Raw genomic sequence first — 19,106 nt, forward strand, 5'->3', positions numbered from 1 at the left:
CCGTGGCACTCCGCCGGCTTCGATACACGCCGCAGTCGGGGTCAGAAGACCCCTCCCACAGAACACCAGCTCCGATCGCGGATTGGGCGCACTCCCTGTGGGAGCTGATTCGGTGCTTGTGGAAGCGACCTCTGGTCGCGATGCGGCTTCAACGGGCCGTGGCTTTGTTTCAGGGGCTGCTGTCTCCAGCAAGCACGCCGCCGTCGGACAGCGACGAGACGCCCATCATCTCCACCCGATACCCCGCCGCCTGCCAGCCCTCGATGCCGCCACGCAGCGGACGGGCGTGGCGCAGACCCGCCGCGTGCAGCTTCAACGCGGCGCGCACCGCCGACACGTCGTTCGGGCAGGCGCAATAGGTCACCAGCACGCCGTCCTTCGGCAGGCGGTGAGCGTGCGCGTCGATCTGTTCCAGCGTGATGCTCAGCGCGCCGGGAATGCGCACCGGCTCGGCATCGACGATGAGACTGGAACGCACATCGACCACCGTGACCGGGTCGCCACGGTCCAGCATGGCCAGCAACTCGTCGGGCGCCAGCCGCTCCGACTGCAGCTGGCGCAGCGCACGACGACGCTCCAGCCAGCGCCAGCCGATATAGAGCGCCAGCAGCACGCCGACCAGCGCCGCCGCATAGACACCCAGTTCGGCCAGCGCGTCGAGCACCGCCTCGATCTGCGTCGCGAACAGCAGGCCGATCGTCAACGCGGCGCCGGCCCATAGCACCGCACCCAGCGTGTTGAACAGCATGAAGGCGGACGGCCGCATCCCCAGCGCGCCAGCCAGCGGCGGCGCAATCGTCGACAGCCCGGGCACGAACTTGGCGATCACCAGCGTGGCGATGCCGTAGCGGGTGAAGGTGGATTCGCTCTGCCGCACGCAGGTATCGGGCGACAACGAAATGCGACACAGCAAGCGCAGCACGCGGTGACCCTGCAGCCGGCCGGCAAGGTACCAGGCGACATCGCCGAGCGAAGACGCGGCCACCGCCACCAGCAATGCGAACACGCCATACAGGGGCTCGTCGGCCACCCGCGCGCCGGCCAGCATCACCAGCGGCATCGCCGGTATCGGCAGGCCCAGCTGTTCCGCCAGCACCACCAGGAAAATCAGCCACAGCCCATACTGGGCCAGCAATTCGGTCACGCTCTTCTCCGCAATGAATTTCGGCCGCCACGATGACACGGAATCGTGACGACCGAAAAGCCGTTCCGGTCAGATGAGGGCGATCGCTGGCGATTTCCAGCGCGTGGCCGCGTGGTACCCCGCTTCAGCCGACTGCGCGCAGCGCGCCGTTGCGCTCGGCGTCGATCAGCTTCGTCAGCAACTTGCGCACGCGCACCGCGGCGATGTCATTGCTCATCAGCACCGGGTTCAGAGAGAAGAAATCGGTCGTGCCCATTTCGTCCTGCGTCGCCTGGATGACCGGGCCGTCCTCGTTCTCGAAGGCGGCGTGCATGGCACGTATCTTCATCGCGTTGTATTCGGCGTTCTCCACGTCGTGATTGCGCCGGGTGGCGAAGTAGTAGTGCGTCTTCGTCGCCGACTCGGGCGTGCAGGTATGCAGGTCGTACTGGCCGGTGCAGTGATCGAGATCCAGCGGCCCGTCGCCCTGGATGGCGCCGACCGACAGCTGGATGTTGGCAGGTGGCGTCCAGGTGATGTCGAAGAAATGCCGGGCCGGTGCGGCCGGGTCAGGCAGGAAGTTCGCGAAGATGAGCATGGCCGGCGTCTGCGACCACTGCCAGCGCGCATTCACGCTGTCCGCGCCCTCCTTCACCGCCGGCACCAGCGGTGACAGCTGGCCGCGGGTGCTGATGATCTCGCTGTGCACATGGTCGATGTGACTCAGGTCCATCACGTTGTCGATGATGAGCTCGTAGTTCACGTCCATATGCATGTAGGTATGCGCCAGCGCATTCGGGTGACCGTCGTCCAGCGGCCCGAAATCCGGCAGCTTCGCCGGGTCGGCCAGTGCGGCCTCACCCATCCAGATCCACACGAAGCCGTACTTCTCCAGCAGCGGAAAGCTGCGCACCTTCGCCGCCTTCGGGATCAGGCCGTTGCCGTGCGGGTTGTGCGTGCAGGCGCCGCTGCAGTCGAAGCGCAGCGCATGGTAGGCGCACACCACGTCGTCGCCGATGCGCTTACCCAGGTGCAGCGGCGCGAAGCGGTGCGGACAGCGGTCGTGCAGCGCCACCGGCGCGCCATCGGCCTTGCGGTACATGAGCACCGAGGTGTCGAGTATCCGGCGGTGGAACATGCCGTCGGCCGGCACCTCGCTCGACAGCGCCGCGACATACCAGCAGTCCGTCAGGAACTCGACCTTCTTCTCCAGTGCCTTCGTTTCCATCTTGTTGTCTCCTCCGTCTTGTCGTGATGCGCCCGGCGGACACCGGGCGCCTGGATGCGCCTGCGGCCGCCGATCAGAGATCGAGCACCAGCACGGCGGATTTCGAGCGCGAGCAGCAGGGCGTGAAGCAGTCGTTCGCCGCCCGCTCGGCGTCGCTGAAATACATGTCGCGGTGATCCGGTTGGCCGGCCAGCACCCGCGTCACGCAGGTGCCGCAGATGCCCTGTTCGCAGGACAGCGGCACCTCGACGTCGTGCGCGGCCAGTGCCGCCGCCACCGTCTGCCCGACGGCCACCGGCACGACGCGACCGCTGCGTGCGAGCTGCACGACAAAGGCCTGATCGCCGCTGCGCGCGCCGTCGGTCGCGGCGAAGGACTCGGCGTGGATGTTCGCGTCGGCCCAGCCGGCCGCACGGGCGCTGCCGATCACGTGGTCCATGAAGCCCTTCGGCCCGCAGACGTAGAGATGGGTGTCGGTCGAAGGTGCGGCCAGCACGGTAGCGGCGTCCAGCTTCTGCCGCGGGTCGCCGTCGTCGAAATGCAGGCGTACGCGGTCGGCCCAGGGCGCGTCGCGCAGCCGGTCGAGGAAGGCAGCGCGCGCCGGCGTGCGGGCGCAGTAGTGCAAGGTGAAGTCGGAGCGGCCGTGCGCCAGCTGCTGCGCCATCGCCAGCATGGGCGTGATACCGATGCCACCTGCGAACAGCAGCGAACGGCGCGCCGGCACCAGCGCGAACAGGTTGCGCGGTGCGCCGATGCGGATGCGCATGCCGGCGCCCAGATCGTCGTGCGCGCTGCGCGAGCCGCCGCGGCCGCTCGCCTCGCGCAGCACCCCGAGCTCGTACTGTCGTGACTGCGCCGGATCGCCGAGCAGCGAGTACTGGCGCACCAGGCCGTTCGGCAGTTCGACGTCGATGTGGGCACCGGCCGCGAAGGCCGGCAACGGGGTGCCGGCCGGCGATTCGAGCACGATGTGGACGATGTCGTCGGCGACGCGCGCGTGGCGGGTGACGACGACCGGGATGTCGGGCGCGCTCATGCCTCGGCGCCTTCGGTCTGGGCAGGCGACGGGCGCGCGCCGTTCGGACAATGCTGCATTCTTCCTCCGGATGTTCTTGTGTTGCACGGGTTCAGCGCCGCGCAGACTCCGGATTTGCAACGAGCATGCCAAGGGCGCGCATGTACGCACACCACTGATTCGAAAGGATTTGTTCAGAACGGACGTTGTTCGCCTGAACCGCCCTGCCCCGACTTCCGGATATCGGAAATCAGGATTTCGTCAAATGCGGAAACGACTTCACGAGCGCGTCGGCGTGCGCAGGCGTAGGCGAAAAAAAGCCCCGGCACGGGGGGCCGTGTCGGGGCGTGTCCCGGCGGACCGGGAACGAGGAGTACCGCTCACATCATCTTTGGCCTCACGCGGACACGCGTGAGGGGGCGGGCATCAGTTGCCGCCGCGCATGTTCTGCACCTGGAACAGGTTGGCCGGGCTCAGCTTGGGATCGACCTTGCCCTTGAACTGGCCGGTCGTGCAGTGCTTGGCCTGCACGTCCACCATCGAGAAGGAATCGTCGAGCGCAACACCGGTGCCCTTGTTGATCGGCAGGTGGAAGTCCGGGTGCGCCTTGCCGATGGTCCAGCTCTTCCACAGTTCGCCCTTGCGGTCATACACCAGCGTGCGCGAGGCGCCATAGACCTGGGCGTCGAAATGCATGATGCGCTTGCCGACCGGATGGTTGCTGTTGACCGGCACCGCCTCGACGATGTGTACCTTGCGCAACTGCCAGGTGATGTCGGGGAAGCACTCGCCCTGACCGGTGAAGCTCACGTACTTGTAGCCGTCCTCTTCCTTGAATTCGTCCGACAGCTTCATGTCGTTGTGCTTGTAGTAGGGCATCAGCAGGTTCTTCGTGCCGACGAATTTCCACTGCATGTCGGACACGCGGCTTTCGTAGCCTTCGAAGTCCTCGATCATCAGGTCGGAGCCGAGGAAGGAATCGGTCACCTGCCCTGCCGCCAGCCGGCGCACGCGGCGCTGGAAGCCGAGGTAGAGGTAGGCATCGTCGAACTTGGTGTCGTCCTCGTACTTCTGGATGAGCAGCTGCGTGTTCTTCAGATCCTGCGGCTCCAGCACCTGGGCGTAGATGGCGCGATAGAGGTTGGCTGCGTTCGGCGTCACTTCGGGTGTCGGCGCGTGGTCGGTACGGTGTTTGAAGTTCAGGAAGAAAAAGTTGAACTTCAGCGTCCGCTCGAGCTGGCCGGTCGTCATGTTGCGGTACTTCCAGTAGAACGGGTGGATGGCGGCGTTGTCGCCCCAGTTCGCGCCGTACTTGAAGTTCCACGCCACCTTCTCGCCGGCGCGCGGGTCGGAAGTGCTCGGCTCTTCCGGGAAGGGACGGCCACCGGCAAAGCCTTCGATTTCGCCCGTCTTGGCGCCCAGCTTGGTCTTGTTCAGGTTCTTGCGGGTGGCCTCGACATAGCCCTTGGGGTTCGGAAAGCTCAGCGTCTCGCCGACCTTGATCTGGTACCAGCCGTTCTTGATCACCATGTACATGCCGGCGTCCAGCGCGTCCTTGAACTGGTCGACGTTGTCCTTGTTGATGGTCATGCCGGCACTGAGGCCGGGGAAGGTCGGAAAGCCCTTCTTGTACGGCTCGAAAGCGCTTTCGACATCGGCTTCGCTGGCGGCGAAGGCCTGGGTGCACAGTCCGGCTGCGAGCAGGCCGGCGGCGAGTAGCTTGTTCATTGCGTGCGTCTCCTGTGAAGCCGGGGCGCGCGCCCCGGCACTGCGGTGGATGGTCAGAACTTGTAGCGGAGGGTTGCGTAGATTTCGTCTTCGGCCCAGGCGGCGCCGATCGGGCCGGCGCGGAAGCGGCCCAGCGGTTCCAGCCCGCCCAGACCGCGCGAAAAGGCCTGCGCCGGATTGCCCGGGTAGTTCGGGCCGGCGGTGAAGGGCGGCCACGGGTTGCAGCCGCGGCAGTCGTCGAACTTGTAGCGATCGTTGTCGCTGCCGAGCTTCACGTTGGCGCCGATGGCGAACTTCAGGTTGTCGCTGAGCAGCCATTCGACCTGCGGCGCGGCCACCGTCGCCTGCGCGCGGAAGTCATGCGCGAAGATGATCTGCGGACTCAGGCGGTCGTTCTTCAGGAAGGCCTTGATCAGCAGCGTGCCGATCACGTTGTCTTCCCAGTCCGGCATGCCCACCTTGCCCAGCGCGCCGTCGCGTTCGACGTGGTCGAAAATGTGCTGGTAGAACAGCTGACCGGAAATGAGCGTGGTGCGGCGCGGGTTGATGAAGGGGATGAAGGTCGGCCGGTCGATGCCGATGACCGCCCGGAACACGTCGTTGGACGAGTACAGCTCGGGCTTGGCGGTGTTCGCGAACTCTTCGCCATTGGTATAGGCCGCTTCGATGCGCACCGCCGCGTTCGCCGCTTCCCACTCGAAGTCCATCGAACCGCCGATCAGGTTCACGCGCGGGAAGTACATGTCGAACGAGATCAGGTAGGGCCAGTACTCGCGGAACTCGGCATTGAAGGCGTTCGTCGATCGCTTGGCGCCGCGCAGGCTGGGCAGTTGCGAGCGATAGGTGAGCGCGTTCAGCGAGAAGGACAGGCCCCCTTGGGTCACGCCCTCGTACTTAACGCCGAGCTGGGTGTTCTTCAGCTTCCAGCCGGGCAGATTGATCTCGTTCAGACCGATCTGGCCCGGACCGAAGTCGGTGGCAAGGAAGGTGTCGGGCGCGACGTTGGCAAAGTTGGCCACCGTACCGCCGTTGTCCCACAGGTTCTTCATGCCGCGGAAGAAGCAGCCGGCGTCGAGTATTGTGTTGGCCGTGCCGCACTGACCGAGGTTGTTCGGCCGGAACTTGTCGAAATTCCACACCACCTGCAGGTTGCGCTCCTGCATCGACTCGCTGCCGCCCATGCGGTACTCGGCCTGCACCATCCACATCGGAATGCGGATGTCTTCCAGCTCGTCGTAGATGTTGTTGCGCGAGTAGTCGACCGGGTTGATCACGTCAAGCACGCGGAACAGGTCGGTACGGCCCCACACCACCTGCTGCTTGCCCACCTTCAGGAAGATGGAGCGCTGATCGTCCAGTGCGAAGGTTTTCTTGACGTAGGCCTCACGCAGGAAGTCGAGCCGCGAATTGAACTCCGGCGATTCCAGTTCCGAGCGCTTCTTGTCGCCATAGCCGCCGAAGTCGGCACAGCCGCGATTGTCGTAATCGCAGGGACGCACCGGCACGCCGAAAGCGACGCCACCCTCGACGTCGTGCCAGCGGTCGCCGAGCACGCGCAGGCCGTCATTCGGATTGGCCACCGTACTGAAGCCGAACACGTTCCCCGGCGGGCCGGACGCGTTGTTGATCGGGCCGCCGCCATGCGGGCTGGAGATGGTGCCGCCCGGCGTCGTCGAGTCGAGCGTGATCGCGCCGCCCGCCTCCTTGCCGTACTGGTCGTCGTTGAGGCGATAGACGCCGTCCCAGGTTCCGCGCAGCACGCCGTGCAGTTCCCAGCCGTTGCCCAGATCCTTGTCAGCCTCGACCTGCACCGTGTTGCGGAACTTCGACAGCCCGACCGTGCGCTCGGTGTTGTCCTTGCCGCGGAAGCGGGTGTCGTTCTCGTAATAGACATCCACCTTCCACTTGCTGTTGCTGCTGCCCAGGTCGGGCAGGTTGTCCTGCGCGATCGCGTTCAGTGCGGCGAGTGCGCACAGTACCCCTCCCAGCCCGACACGGGCCGCGAGGTGGCTCCTCTTCTTGTATGTGTCCACCTTGTCCTCCTCCTGTTTGTCCTGCTATCGCACTGCTGACTCTCTCTGTCTTGACCGGGCGGACGGACACCCGCCCGGCGGGTTGAAGCTTTCGGTCAGGCCGCCGCGCGGGCGACCTCGCGCGGGGCGTCGTCCTCTTCCAGCACGCCGTCTTCGTCGTAGTGGGTGGCCACCACGAAGTGCGGGCGGAACACCACGCACCAGGCAGGCACGATGAGCATCGCGGCCAGCGCATTGACGACCAGCATGAAGGACAGCAGGACAGCGGCATCCGACTGGAAGCGCAGGTCGGACATGAAGATCCACATGACGACGCCGGCGATCAGCGTCGCGGCGGTGAAGGACACGGCGTAGCCGGTGGTGGCGACCGCATTGACGACGGCGCGATGGATGTTGCGGGTGACCGCCATTTCCTCGCGGATGCGGTCCATGAAGTACACCGCGTAGTCGATGCCGACGCCGACGCCGACCGCGATCACCGGCACCGTGTTCACGCTGATGCCGATGTTGGCCCAGCCCATGTAGGCGTAGGTCATGACGGTGGCGAACAGCATGGGCAGCACCATCAGCCAGCCGGCGTGCAGCGACTGGTAATAGGCCATCACCAGGAAGAAGGCCAGCAGCATGACCGCCGGAATGATGATCATGTGATCGGTGTGCAGCGCCTGGTTGGCCGCCGCGGTGACGCCGATGATGCCGCCGCCCAGTTCTATCTTCAGGCCCGGCACCTCGGCCTCGATGCGCGCCTTGCCCTCCTCCGCAAGCGCGACCACCCGGTTGATCGTTTCCGCCTGGTGGTCCTTGTAGAAGAACACCATGTTGGCTTCGTTCTCGTCCGGGCTGATGTACTCCTTCAGCGCACCCGGAATCGGGCTGGACGCCATGTAGGCGAACATCAGGCCGCCCACCTCGTCGGCGTTATCCGGGATCTGCGCCCAGCGCGGATCGTCGTTGTGGGTGAGCTGGTTCACCACGCGCACCACGCCCGGCAGCGCACGCGCACCGCCCAGCGTCGGGTCGGACAGCATGTGCGCCTGGAAGCGCTCGATCGCGTGCATCACCTCGGGTCGCTTGATGCCACCCTTCTCTTCGGTGCGGGCGACGATGTGCAGCTCTTCCGAGCCCGGGAACAGCGTGTTGATGGCCGCCGTCGACACGTTGTAGTCGTGGTCGCGGTTCAGCAGCGGGCTGCCCGGCTCGGACTCGCCGAGCTGCACCTTGGCCACGTACCAGCTGCCGACCACCACGCAGGCAAGCGAGGCGAACAGGATGGCGCGCGCGCCGCCGTCGGTACCGCCGGTACGCGCCATCGCGTTGCCGAGGAAGTTGCGCACGCCCTCGTTGGCGTTCTCCATCGTCTTCGGCTGCGGCAGCACGGTCAGCGCCAGCGGCACCATGAAGTGCACCGTGAAGATGACCGAGAAGCCCCAGAAGCCGGCGGCCAGGCCGAGCTTGTAGTTGAACGGCGCGGCACCGAGCACCAGCACGGCAATGCCCACCGCATCGACGATGATGGCCAGCGAGCCCGGGCGGAACAGCGCATCGAGCGCGTTGCGCGCCGCCTGCCTGCCGTTCTTCACGATGGCCAGTTCTTCGTAGTAGCGCACCACCAGCTGTACGCCGTGCGAGGTGGCGCGGGCGGCGATCAGGAACGGAATCGGCAGCGACAGCGGTTCGAGGTTGATGCCGGCCAGCGCCATGAAACCGAGGCCCCAGATCGACGACAGCGCGATGCCCAGCAGCGGCAGCGCGATGCCGTACAGGCGGCGGAAGTAGACGATCAGCAGCGTCGCCAGCAGCGCCAGCGTCCACGCGAGGATCTGCACGATCTGGTCGAGGTAGGTATAGACCCAGCCGGTCAGCACCGGATTGCCGGTCACGTGCACCTTGTGGCCTTCGCGCGCCAGCGTGTCGCGCACGGTCTGCAGCGCGGCGAAGGTTTCGACGTAGTCGAGTTCGCTCTCGTTGAGCTGCGCCTTGATCAGCGCCGCCTTGAAGTCTGGCGACACCATCAGGCCATAGAGGTTGGGATTGGCGATCACGTCGCGCTGCATCTGCGCGAGTTCGTCCGCCGAGTAGGTCTTTGCCGGGTCGTAGTAGGGCTGCGACACGAAGCTGCCCTCGGGCGACAGGAACACCTTGCGCGCGGTGCGGTGGGTCAGCGAGGACACCAGGTTATGGTTCACGCTGGGCAGGTTGTCCACGCCCTGCGTCGCCTCATGCACCAGTTTCAGCGTGTCGTTGTTGAAGATCGTGCCCTGCTCGACCTCGATCGCCATCACGATCATGTTGGCGCCGCCGAAGTTCTCCTTGATGCGGTTGTAGGTCTGGATGTAGCTGTGCTCCTGCGGCAGCAGGTCGGAGAAGTCGGAATAGATGCGCAGCTTGGGCAGCGCGGCGGCGAAGGCCAGCGTGACCAGGAAGATCAGGCTGAGCACGATCTTCGGATTGGCGAAGATCCACTCTTCGGCCTTGTGCAGCATGTGGGTGATGGACTTGCGGATCGGGGCGATCATTTCGCTGCTCCGGGTTTGGATGAGCCACCGTCGGCGATGGCACGCAGCAGGCCACCCGGCCCGCCGATCAGAAGGGTGTTGTTCGCGGCAACCGAGGTGCCGGCGGCGAGCGGCACCGGTCGGGCGTCCGGGTAGGCCACGGCCACCCATTCCTCGCCCTGCAGACGCACCACCGCGCCACCGGCACCGACCGCGTGCGGTGCGCCGGCATGCATGAAGATGCGATACAGCGGTGCGCCGGCCCGATTCAGCTGCGGCGTCCAGGTCAGGCCGCCGTCGGTGGTGTGTACGACCTGCCCGGCCAGCCCGCTGACCCAGCCTTCACTGGCCGACACGAACAGCGCCGCGTAGGGATAGAACTCCTCGGGCAGCGCGCCGCGCTTGGCCCAGGTCGCGCCGCCGTCGGTGGTGACCACGACGGTGCCGAATTCGCCGGTGGCAAAGCCGTTCAACTCATCGACCATCTGCACCGTGGTGATCTGCAGGTCTTCCTGCAGGTCGGTCTTCTGCCAGCTCTTGCCCAGGTCGTCGCTGCGCACGATGAGCGCGCCGCTGCCCGCGACCCACCAGCGGCCCTGACGGTCGCAATGCACGGCCAGCGCGGTGTGCGGTGCCTCCAGTGGCTGGGCGGTCCAGGCGGACAGCTGGGCATCGGCCGTCCACACCTTCCGGTAGAAATCGATGGCAATGAAGCGACCGTCCGGGCACACGTCCATGCCGGTGATCGACGACGGCCCGGCGATGGGCTGTCGATTCCAGCTGCGGCCGCCGTCCGAAGACACCAGCACCGCACCGCTGCGGGTGCCGGCAGCGACCTTGTCGCCGTGCGCGGCCAGCGCCTGGATGGCGTCGTAGCGCTGCACCGGCTTCTGCGCCTCGGCGCGCGCGGCCGACAGGTCGGGCGCCTGGGTGCAGCCGGTTGCGAGCGAGGTGAGCGCGGCACAGACGGCCAGCGCCCTGAATCCGTGATGGTTCATGTATTTCTCCTCCTTGCCCGGCTCTGCGGCCGGGTCGTCGATGGGCTACGTCGTGGGGCGGTGCGCGGCTAGCGCCCGAGGTCCTTGGCGCTGACGCCGCCGATGCCCCAATGCGAACTGGGTACCTCGACGATCATCACGCGCACCGCTTCACGCGGTGCGCCGACCGCCTCGACCAGCGCCTGCGTCACCTTCTCGATGACGGCGCGCTTCTGGTCCTCGGTCCGGCCTTCGATCAGGTTGATCTGTGCGAATGGCATGTGTCGTTTCTCCTGGAAGGCGAAGGGCGGTCAGACGAAGCGGACGCTGGTCGAACCGAGCGACTGGATGCGCAGACTCACGCTGTCGCCGGCTGCCACCGCGACCGCCTCGGTGATGCCGCCGGACAGGATGAGCGTGCCGGCCGGGATCTCTTCGCCACGGCGGCCCAGCATGTTGGCCAGCATGGCGATGGCCGCCGCCGGGTGACCGAGCACCGCGGCACCGGCGCCGAGCGCCACCGGCTGCCCGTTCTTTTCCAGCACCACGCCCAGCGTGCGCAGGTCCAGGCCCTCGACCGGCGTCGCGGTACCGCCGACCACGAAGCGCGACGACGAGCAGTTGTCGGCGACCACGCTCTTCAGGTCGAACTTGAAATCGCGGTAGCGCGAATCGATGATTTCGATCGCCGGAACGACGAAGTCGGTGGCGGCGAGCACGGCGGCGATGTGGCAGCCCGGGCCCTTCAGCGGTGCCTTGGTGACGAAAGCGATTTCCGGCTCGACCTTGGGGTGGATGAGCTTCGTCGTATCGATGTCGCCGCCGTCGGCGACTGCGAAGTCATCGACCAGGAAGCCGAATACCGGGTCTTCGACGCCCATCTGCTTCATCTTGGCGCGCGAGGTAAGTCCGGCCTTCAGGCCGACGATGCGCGCGCCGCGCGCCAGCTTGCGGGCGCGGATCGCGTCCTGCACCGCGTAGGCGTCCTCCCAGTCCATGTCCGGGTGGTCGTCGGTGATCTTGGTGGTGTCGCGCGCTTCCAGCTCGCAGTTTTCGAGGCGCTCGGCGAGCAGCGCGATGGTGATGCGGTCGAGGTTCATCGCTCAGACCCCCGCCACAGCAGCGGCGCGCTCGCGCGCCATCGTGATCGCAGTGTCCTCGATCATGTCCTCCTGCCCGCCCACCATGCCGCGGCGGCCCAGTTCCATCAGGATGTCGCGCGGCGCGATGCCGTACTTGGCGCCGGCGCGCTTGGCGAACAGCAGGAAGGAGGAATAGACGCCGGCGTAGCCCAGCGTCAGCGAGTCGCGGTCGATGCGCACCAGGTGCTCCATCATCGGCAGCACCAGGTCTTCGGCCACGTCCATGATGCGGTACAGATCGACACCGGTTTCGATGCCCATGCGGTTGGCCACCGCGACGAACACTTCCAGCGGCGTGTTGCCGGCACCGGCGCCCAGACCGTTGGTCGAGCCGTCGATGCGGGTGGCGCCGGCTTCGATTGCAGCCAGCGAGTTCGACACGCCCATCGACATGTTGTGGTGGCCGTGGAAACCGATCTCGGTTTCCGGGCGCAAGGCCTGGCGCACCGCGGTGACGCGCGCCGTCACGTCGTCCGGCAGCATGTAGCCGGCGGAGTCGGTCACATAGACGCAGTTGGCGCCGTAGCTTTCCATCAGCTTCGCCTGCGCGACGAGTCTGTCCGGCTCGATCATGTGGGCCATCATCAGGAAGCCCACGGTGTCCATCTCCAGCTTGCGCGCCAGACCGATGTGCTGTTCAGACACGTCGGCTTCGGTGCAGTGGGTGGCCACGCGTATCGTGTGCACGCCCAGTTCGTGCGCCATGCGCAGGTGGTCGACGGTGCCGATGCCGGGCAGCAGCAGCGCCGACACCTTGGTGTTCTTCATCGCCGGGATGACGGTGGAGAGGTACTCCTCGTCGCTGTGCAGCGGGAAGCCGTAGTTCACCGATGCGCCACCGAGGCCGTCGCCGTGCGTCACCTCGATCAGCGGCATGCCCGCCTCGTCGAGGCCGCGCGCCACCGCCAGCATCTGGTCCAGCGTGATCTGGTGGCGCTTCGGATGCATGCCGTCGCGCAGCGTGTTGTCGTGCAGCGTGACCTTCTTGCCCTTGAGATTCATGGTCGTGTCCTTTGCGCTCAAGCGGGGATGGGCTCGAGCGAAAGCGAGCCGTTGAGGATTTCTTCGGCGAACATCTCGGCCGTGCGCGCGGCGGCGGCGGTCATGATGTCGAGATTGCCGGCGTACTTCGGCAGGTAGTCGCCGAGGCCGGCGACTTCCATGAAGATGGACACGCGGTGGGTGTCCATGTCGATCACCGGGCCATTGACCAGGCGGTAACCCGGCACATAGGCCTGCACCTGGCGGATCATGTCGTGCACCGACTCCTCGATCTCGGCCGCGCGCGGCGCCGATTCGGTGATGCAGTGGATGGTGTCGCGCATGATCAGCGGCGGCTCTGCCGGGTTGATCACGATGATGGCCTTGCCCCTCGCGGCACCGCCGACGCGCTCGATGGCGCCGGACGTGGTGCGGGTGAATTCGTCGATGTTCTTGCGCGTGCCCGGACCGACCGAGCGGCTGGACACGGTGGCGACGATCTCTCCGTAGCTCACCTTCTGCACACGCGACACCGCCGCCACCATCGGGATCGTCGCCTGGCCACCGCAGGTGACCATGTTCACGTTCATTTCGCGCTTGCCGACATGTTCCTTCAGGTTCACCGGCGGCACGCAGAAGGGGCCGATGGCGGCCGGCGTCAGATCGATCATCATCACGCCCAGCGCATTGAGCTTGCGCGAGTTCTCGGCATGCACGTAGGCGCTGGTGGCGTCGAAGGCGATCTGTATGCCGTCCGCCTTGACGTGCGGCAGCAGGCCGTCCACGCCGTCGCTGGTGGTCTTGATGCCCATGTCACGGGCGCGCGCCAGGCCTTCCGACGCCGGGTCGATGCCGACCATCCAGACCGGTTCCAGCACCGGGCTGCGCTTGAGCTTGTACAGCAGGTCGGTGCCGATATTGCCCGGCCCGATCAATGCACACTTGATCTTGTTCATGCGGGGATGTCCTCGTCTCCGGCGGCGTGCTTGCCGGCCGTCCAGCCGGTGTTCGCGAGCACGCTGCCGGCGGTTTGAAGGGGCTCGGACTCAAGCGTCGTTGCCAGGGAATCGTTCCAGCGATTGAAGAAGCCGAACAGCGCGATCACACCGAGCAGCTCGACGATCTGGCCCTCGTTCCAGTGCGCACGCAGGCGGGCGAACAGTTCGTCCGTCACGTCGTTAGGCTGGCTGGCCGCGGCCAGCGCGAAATCGAGCGCCACGCGTTCGGCATCCGAAAAAAGCGGGCTGGTCCGGTAGTCGGCGATGGCCGCCATCTTTTCTTCGGCCACGCCGTGGCGCAGCGCGCTGGTGGCGGTGTGCGCACGGCAGTACAGGCAGCCGGCCGCCATGCTGGCGACGTGACCGACCAGGCGCTTGAAGCCCAGATCGACCTCGCCCGCCGGGTCATACACCCCACGGCTCAGCGCGATCAGGCCCTTGGCCAGCGCCGGCCGGTAGGCCATCGTGCGCAGACTGTTCGGCACGAAGCCGAGCGTGCGCTCGAAGAAGGCGAAGTCGGCCGCCATGTCCGGCGTGGACTCGATCGAGAGGGGTGCGATGCGTGCCATGGCGTCAGACCTAGACGAAACGCACCGAGCAGCCGCCGAGGCCACCGATGGCGATGCGCAGGCTGTCGCCCGCCTTGACCGGAATAAGGGCAGCGAGCGATCCGGACAGGATCACTTCGCCCGCCTTGAGCGGAATGCCGAGCCGGCCCAGCGTGTTCGCCAGCCACACCACGGCGTTGACCGGATGGCCGAGCGCGGCGGCACCGGCGCCGGTGCCGACGATGTCTCCATTCAGTTCCAGCACCATGCCGCACAGGCCGAGGTCGAGATTGCGCGGCGACACCGCGCGGTCGCCGAGCACGAACACGCCGCACGACGCGTTGTCGGCCACCGTGTCCTGGATGCGGATCTTCCATTCGTGGATGCGCGAATCGACGATTTCGAAGCAGGGCATCACGCACTCGGTGGCACGCAGCACGTCGGCGCCAGTGACGCCGGGGCCCATGATGTCGTGCTTGAGGATGAAGGCGATCTCGCCTTCGGCGCGCGGCTGGATCAGCGAGTTGGCGGCGATCGACTCGCCCTCGTTGTAGATCATGCCGTCGAGCAGGTAGCCGAAGTCCGGCTGGTGCACGTTCAGCATGTTCTGCACCACCTTCGAGGTGACACCGATCTTCTTGCCGACGATGCGCTCGCCAGCGTCCAGCCGGCGCGAAATCATGCGCTGCTGGATGTGGTAGGCGTCCTCGATCGTGATGTCCGGCTCGCGGCTGGTCAGCGGCGCCACGGTTTCGCGGGTGGTGAGCGCGGCGTACAGCTCGTCGCCATAGCGCTGGATCTTGTCGGCTTGCATCATGTCCGTGGCCCGTTCAATTGGATTCGTTTAGAAAGTCGCCGACCAGACGCGCGAAGCGCGCGGCGTGCTCGATCTGCGTCCAGTGGCCGCACTTGCCGTACACGTGCAGCTGCGCGTTCGGTATCCACTGCGCCAGCGTGAGCGAGGTGTCGAGCGGGATGACCTGGTCCTCGCGGCCGTGGATCACCAGCGTTTCGTGCGGCAGCGCCTTGATGTCCTCGACATTGCTGGCCATGGCATCGACCCAGCGCTGGCGCGGCGCCGGAAACATGGACGCGAAAGACTCCTGGAAGCCCGGGCGGATGGTGGCTTCGTAGCGCAGCTTGGCCAGATCGTCATTCACCAGCGAACGGTCGTAGGCGAACAGGTCGAGCAGGCCGCGCATGGTTTCGATCGACGGCGTGTAGCCCCATACCGCGTCGAGCGCCGGCGTGATGTCGAAGCGCACGCCGACGCTGCCCATCAGCACCAGGCGGCGGATGCGGTGGGGGTGACGGATGGCGACCTGCAGCGCCAGACCGCCGCCGAAGCTGTTGCCGACCAGATCGGCGCGTTCGATGCCGAGTGCATCCAGCATGCCGACGGCCTGGGCGACCCAGGTATCCATGTCGTAGCGGAGGTCCGGGCGGCGCTCGGTGTAGCCGAAACCGGCCATGTCCGGCGCGATCACGCGGGCGCGTTCGGCAAGCTGAGGCATGACCAGCCGCCAGTTCGCCCAGGCGCTGACGCCGGGGCCGGAGCCGTGCAGCATGAGCACTGGAAAGCCGCTGCCCAGGTCGTGATAGTTGGTGGTGATGCCGGCAGCGACGATGCTGCGGGCGATTTCCGGATTCAGCGGTGCGTTCATGTCGGCGGTCCTCACAGCTTCACGCACACGTTCTTCAGCTCGGTGTAGAACTCGAGCGAATGCACGCCGCCTTCGCGGCCGATGCCCGACTGCTTGGCGCCGCCGAAAGGCGTGCGCAGGTCACGCAGGAACCAGGAGTTCACCCACACCAGACCGGTGTCGAGCGCGGCCGCGACGCGGTGGCCGCGCGTGATGTCGGACGTCCATACAGACGCGGCGAGGCCGTAGTTCGTGTCGTTGGCCATGCGGATCGCGTCCTCTTCGCGGTCGAAGGGCGCGATGTGGCAACACGGGCCGAAGATTTCCTCGCGCACAACGGCGGCGGTCTCCGGCAGGCCGGTCCAGATGGTCGGTTGCACCCAGGCGCCGTTCGCCAGTTCGCCCGGCATGTCCGGTACGCCTCCGCCGGTGACAACGGTGGCGCCCTCTTCCACCGCGCGGCGGTAGTAGGACAGCACCTTCTGCTTGTGCTCGGCCGAGATCAGCGGACCCATGCCGGTGGCTTCGTCCTCCGGCCGGCCCATGACCAGCGCCTCGGCGCCCTGCTTCAGCGCGGCGACGAAGCGCTCGAACAGCGGGCGCTCGACATAGACGCGCTCGGTGCCGAGGCAGACCTGACCGCAGTTGGCGAAGGCCGAACGCAGCGTGCCGGCGATGGCGGCGTCGAAGTCGCAGTCGGCGAACACGATGGCCGGGTTCTTGCCACCCATTTCCAGCGACACCGGCCGCGCGCCGCCGGCGGCCGCCTTCATGATGGCTTCGCCGGTGCGCGTCTCGCCGGTGAAGGTGATGGCATTGACGCCCGGGTGGGTGGTCAGGAATTCGCCGGCCGAATCCGGCCCGAAACCGTGCACCACGTTGTAGACGCCGGCAGGCATGCCGACCGCGTTCATCACTTCGCCGAGCAGCGCCGCGGTCTGCGGCGTCTCTTCCGACGGCTTCACCACCACGGTGTTGCCGCAGGCCAGTGCAGGGCCGACCTTCCAGGTCATCAGCAGCAGCGGCAGGTTCCACGGACACACCACGCCGACCACGCCGACCGGCTTGCGCAGCGCGTAGTTGATCGCGCCGCGGCCGTCCGGCGTCGCCATTTCGAAGAACTCGCCCGGCACGTTCTTGACCACGTCGGCGAAGATCTTGAAGTTGGCCGCACCGCGCGGAATGTCGAGGTGGCTGGCGAGGCTGACCGGCTTGCCGGTGTCGGCCACCTCGGCGGCGACGAAGTCGTCGAAGCGGCGGTTGATTTCATTGGCGACCGCGTACAGCAGTTCGGTGCGTTCGGTCACCGTCATGCGGCCCCACGGTCCTTCGAGCGCGGCACGCGCTGCGGCGACCGCCGCATTCACCTCGTCGCGCCCGGCTTCGCTGACCGAGGCGATGACGCGGTTGTCCAGCGGCGAGCGCTTGTCGAAGCGGCGGCCTTCGCGGCCGGCGACGAACTCGCCGTTGATGAAGTGGCTGATCTGTTTCATCGATCTCTTTCTTGTTGGAGCGGCGCGTCAGCGCGCCGAGGTCAAGCCGAGCGCTGCGAGCGCGGCGCGGGCGCAGTCCTCGTCCTGCGCCTCGGAGCCACCGGAAATGCCGATGCCGCCAATGCGCTCGCCGGCCACCACCAGCGGCAGGCCGCCGCCGAACATGACCATGCGCGGGCGCAGCGGCAGCCCCTGGCGGACTGCGTCGGAATGGGAGGAGAGGGCGGCCGCCCAGTCGCCGGTCGGCAGGCCGAAGCTGGCGGCGGTATAGGCCTTGTCGATCGCGATATCGACCGAGTGCAGCGGGGCGCCCGGCATGCGCAGGAAGGACACCAGCTGACCGGCGCGATCGACCACCGCTGCATTGACGCAGGCGCCGACGGACGCCGCGTGCGCCACCGCCGCGCTGACCGCCGCCGATGCCGCCTCCCAGCTCACTGTCGATTGCCGTGCTGCCACGTCCATGTCGTCTCCTCCGCCGGGCCGCTGTATCGCGACCTCTCACTCATCGATATTCGATGGACTTAACGATATAAAACGATTATCTCGACGTCAACGTTTTTTCTCGAGATTTTTGGCTTTTCACGGAGAAAGTTCGGAACTAGAATGGCGACATGCCCGCCCAACCCGCGTGGGCATTCAGGGAAACATCAAATGGATCAGCTGATTACCGGCGACTTCCAGGTCAACGGCGACGCCTACGAGCCGAAGACACTGGTCGATGGCGCCTACCGGCAGTTGCGGCGCGACATCATCGAAGGCCGCCACGCCCCCGGTGCGAAGCTTCGGGTCGAGCACCTGAAGGACGAGTACGAGGTGGGCGCCGGCACGCTGCGCGAGGCATTGGCGCTGCTGGTGAGCGACTCGCTGGTGGTCGCTCAGGGTCAGCGCGGCTTCCGCGTGGCGCCCATATCGCTGGCCGACCTCGAGGACATCACGCGCACGCGGGTGATGCTGGAAAGCGAGGCGCTGCGGCAGAGCATTGCCCACGGCGACGAGGCGTGGGAAGGCAATCTGGTGAGTGCGTTCCACCTGCTGACCCGGGCCGAGGAAAAGCTCGCCGGCGACCTGGACGGCAGCGTGAACGAGTGGGAAGAGCGTAACCGCGTGTTCCACGAAACGCTGATCGGCGCCTGCGGCTCGCGCTGGATCCGCCACTTCCTGGCCATCCTGTACCGGCAGTCGGAACGCTACCGCCGCATATCGGTGCTGAACCGGCCGGTGCCGCAGGACGTGCACGAAGAACACGAACAGATCTTCAAGGCGGCCATCGCACGCGACGCCGACGAAGCCAGCCGCCTGCTGTCCGGCCACATCTGGCGGGCCTTTCACACGGTGTCCGCAGTCCCGGAGTTCGCGCAGGAATCGGCAAGCCGCAAGGTGGCGAACGGGCGCTGACGGCGGCCGTAGCCGCACCTCGCCCGCCCCGTCGCGGCCAAGGGCGCTCCCACAGGAAGCACTCCTTGTCGGCGGCATGAGCAAGCCTCCCGTGGGAGCGAGCTTGCTCGAGATCTCGGCGGCGATCGAAGCACGCGGCGTGCAGCGGCCCTGTCGCGAGCAAGGCCACTCCCACAGGGACTCGCCACTTCAGCCCTTTTTCGCCGCCTCCTGCTTCAGCGCCTCGACGCTGCGCACCATCTTGCCGATCACCTTGAGCCGCAGGTCGCTGGTCGGATAGATACGGCAGGCAAGCACGCACCGG

Annotated in this window: 16 protein-coding genes and 1 pseudogene; 1 reads left to right on the plus strand and 16 read right to left on the minus strand. The window is 66.5% G+C overall.

The window, feature by feature from the left end:
• Positions 1 to 169: 169 nt before the first annotated feature.
• The 16 genes and pseudogenes from AC51BJ_RS00270 to AC51BJ_RS00345 all read right to left on the minus strand — a co-directional run bounded on the left by AC51BJ_RS00270 (position 170) and on the right by AC51BJ_RS00345 (position 17,869).
• Positions 170 to 1,144 (minus strand): VTT domain-containing protein, encoded by a 975-nt coding sequence (locus AC51BJ_RS00270; protein ID WP_496278953.1) that lies wholly within the window; start codon positions 1,142 to 1,144, stop codon positions 170 to 172.
• A gap of 124 nt (positions 1,145 to 1,268) precedes the next feature.
• Positions 1,269 to 2,351: a Rieske 2Fe-2S domain-containing protein gene (locus AC51BJ_RS00275; protein ID WP_496278954.1), complete on the minus strand. Its 1,083-nt coding sequence runs from the start codon at positions 2,349 to 2,351 to the stop codon at positions 1,269 to 1,271.
• Between the two features lie 73 nt (positions 2,352 to 2,424).
• Positions 2,425 to 3,387 (minus strand): PDR/VanB family oxidoreductase, encoded by a 963-nt coding sequence (locus tag AC51BJ_RS00280; RefSeq protein ID WP_496278955.1) that lies wholly within the window; start codon positions 3,385 to 3,387, stop codon positions 2,425 to 2,427.
• A gap of 405 nt (positions 3,388 to 3,792) precedes the next feature.
• On the minus strand, positions 3,793 to 5,094 hold the full coding sequence (locus tag AC51BJ_RS00285) for a DUF1329 domain-containing protein (protein WP_496278956.1): 1,302 nt from the start codon (positions 5,092 to 5,094) through the stop codon (positions 3,793 to 3,795).
• A 53-nt stretch (positions 5,095 to 5,147) separates the two neighbouring features.
• Entirely contained in the window at positions 5,148 to 7,127 is a 1,980-nt protein-coding gene (locus AC51BJ_RS00290) for a DUF1302 family protein (protein ID WP_496278957.1), read from the minus strand.
• A gap of 95 nt (positions 7,128 to 7,222) precedes the next feature.
• Complete coding sequence (locus AC51BJ_RS00295; protein ID WP_496278958.1) at positions 7,223 to 9,643, minus strand: efflux RND transporter permease subunit; 2,421 nt, start codon at positions 9,641 to 9,643, stop codon at positions 7,223 to 7,225.
• Complete coding sequence (locus tag AC51BJ_RS00300) at positions 9,640 to 10,620, minus strand: WD40/YVTN/BNR-like repeat-containing protein (RefSeq protein ID WP_430435206.1); 981 nt, start codon at positions 10,618 to 10,620, stop codon at positions 9,640 to 9,642. Before AC51BJ_RS00300 ends, AC51BJ_RS00295 begins: the two co-directional genes overlap by 4 nt.
• Before the next feature lie 68 nt (positions 10,621 to 10,688).
• A pseudogene (locus tag AC51BJ_RS00305) lies at positions 10,689 to 10,886 on the minus strand (4-oxalocrotonate tautomerase); the annotation flags it as partial.
• 24 nt (positions 10,887 to 10,910) lie between these two features.
• Complete coding sequence (gene dmpH / locus AC51BJ_RS00310; protein ID WP_430435207.1) at positions 10,911 to 11,699, minus strand: 2-oxo-3-hexenedioate decarboxylase; 789 nt, start codon at positions 11,697 to 11,699, stop codon at positions 10,911 to 10,913.
• Between the two features lie 3 nt (positions 11,700 to 11,702).
• Positions 11,703 to 12,743, minus strand: coding sequence for a 4-hydroxy-2-oxovalerate aldolase (gene dmpG, locus AC51BJ_RS00315; protein ID WP_496278959.1), 1,041 nt, complete (start codon positions 12,741 to 12,743; stop codon positions 11,703 to 11,705).
• 17 nt (positions 12,744 to 12,760) lie between these two features.
• Positions 12,761 to 13,678 (minus strand): acetaldehyde dehydrogenase (acetylating), encoded by a 918-nt coding sequence (locus tag AC51BJ_RS00320; RefSeq protein WP_430435209.1) that lies wholly within the window; start codon positions 13,676 to 13,678, stop codon positions 12,761 to 12,763.
• Complete coding sequence (locus AC51BJ_RS00325) at positions 13,675 to 14,289, minus strand: carboxymuconolactone decarboxylase family protein (protein ID WP_430435210.1); 615 nt, start codon at positions 14,287 to 14,289, stop codon at positions 13,675 to 13,677. The genes AC51BJ_RS00320 and AC51BJ_RS00325 overlap by 4 nt, the downstream gene beginning before the upstream one ends.
• Positions 14,290 to 14,299: 10 nt before the next feature.
• Complete coding sequence (gene dmpE / locus AC51BJ_RS00330; protein WP_430435211.1) at positions 14,300 to 15,085, minus strand: 2-oxopent-4-enoate hydratase; 786 nt, start codon at positions 15,083 to 15,085, stop codon at positions 14,300 to 14,302.
• A 13-nt stretch (positions 15,086 to 15,098) separates the two neighbouring features.
• Positions 15,099 to 15,932, minus strand: a complete 834-nt coding sequence (locus AC51BJ_RS00335) for an alpha/beta fold hydrolase (RefSeq protein ID WP_430435212.1) — start codon at positions 15,930 to 15,932, stop codon at positions 15,099 to 15,101.
• A gap of 11 nt (positions 15,933 to 15,943) precedes the next feature.
• Complete coding sequence (locus tag AC51BJ_RS00340; protein WP_496278960.1) at positions 15,944 to 17,404, minus strand: 2-hydroxymuconic semialdehyde dehydrogenase; 1,461 nt, start codon at positions 17,402 to 17,404, stop codon at positions 15,944 to 15,946.
• A gap of 27 nt (positions 17,405 to 17,431) precedes the next feature.
• Positions 17,432 to 17,869, minus strand: a complete 438-nt coding sequence (locus AC51BJ_RS00345) for a GlcG/HbpS family heme-binding protein (protein WP_430435214.1) — start codon at positions 17,867 to 17,869, stop codon at positions 17,432 to 17,434.
• 189 nt (positions 17,870 to 18,058) lie between these two features.
• Here AC51BJ_RS00345 and AC51BJ_RS00350 point away from each other — a divergent pair, with 189 nt between their 5' ends.
• Positions 18,059 to 18,802 (plus strand): GntR family transcriptional regulator, encoded by a 744-nt coding sequence (locus AC51BJ_RS00350; protein ID WP_019916680.1) that lies wholly within the window; start codon positions 18,059 to 18,061, stop codon positions 18,800 to 18,802.
• Positions 18,803 to 19,106: the final 304 nt, after the last annotated feature.

This window comes from Methyloversatilis sp. S146-33 (assembly GCF_059552495.1).